1 pseudogene is annotated in these 1,138 nt (G+C 47.6%); it reads right to left on the bottom strand.

Features of this window, described 5'->3' with window-relative positions:
- Positions 1-208 precede the first annotated feature (208 nt).
- Positions 209-1,138, bottom strand: a pseudogene (locus CRP01_RS41660) (DDE transposase); the annotation flags it as partial.

Genomic DNA, 1,138 nt, shown 5'->3' with positions numbered 1-1,138 from the left:
AGGCCGTCCCTGTAAATTCTCCAGGAGATAGTCTTCGATATAAAATTTGGCTATTGGCCGTTTCCCTTGTGGAGTTGTAAATCCGAAGATTGATGATTCTAGGTCTATACGGTCCCAATCAGTCCCTTTTTGACTGCTACACTTTGGATTTTGAAGGTACAGGGCATAGTTATCCCATGCTTCGACTGATCAAGTCAGGCAATGATTGTTATGCGGCCTTAGTTAAGGAGGAATGAGTTATTCGCTTACTGATTTTCACAGCCGAAGCGGTCCAGATACCAAAACAGATCCAGAGCTTCTGCGTGTCTGGGCGAGTGGCTCTAATTTTATTCAGTCCATAGTGCTGTTTTTCATTTCCGATAGCCCCTTCCATATGTGCGGCCCGGGCTGCCCGAAGCCTACCTTTGATCTGCTTCTTTACCGGGTCTGGGTGCTTGGGTTTTCTTCCTTTTGGAACAAAGGTGGTTGTCATACCCAGGCAGTAGCGCCGATTTGCATTGGTGCCGTAGATCTTGTCAGCGGCCAGGTAACGACATTTGCCAAAGTATTTTTCGTGCAGTGAGACGGTAGTTTGCAGACGCTGCGATTCATTAAAAGCATCAAAACTGAAGTGTTCTACGAAGCTGATCCCATCCACATTGAACAGATGTACCTTGGGACCAAATTCGACCTTCTTGGTTTCCTTACCCCGCACAATGGGACGAACCCAAGGCTGAGCCAGACTCAGTATGCGGTTCGCTATTTTGGCCTCGGGATCCTGGAAGTGGAGCAATTGCTGTTCATAGACCTGTTCAATGAGTTGTTTGCGCTCCATTCCTTTTTGTGACAGGACAATCGCCTGACCATGATGGCGCTTCATCTTGGCCCAGGTTTCAAGCCCTTTTCTTAATAACCGCAATAGGGAACGGGTAATACCAATACGCCGCCTGGTGGGTTTTCGTTTGAGCTTTTGAAAGGTCACATAGCGTTCGTAGATCTGTTTTTGTTTACGCCGCATTCGGCGTTGCCCCAATAGCCTATTCCACGTATCGATTAGCGACCAGATCCATTCACAAGACTCCCACAATAGTTTCACATCCGTCGGATAACGAATGCCCACCTCATAGCAGGTGGCATCCATTAAAACGGCTGCAGTTTG

This window comes from Flavilitoribacter nigricans DSM 23189 = NBRC 102662 (genome assembly GCF_002646595.1).
Lineage (GTDB): Bacteria > Bacteroidota > Bacteroidia > Chitinophagales > Saprospiraceae > Flavilitoribacter > Flavilitoribacter nigricans.
The sequence above is the reverse complement of the archived record's forward strand: the minus strand, read 5'-3'. Positions and strand labels throughout refer to the sequence as shown.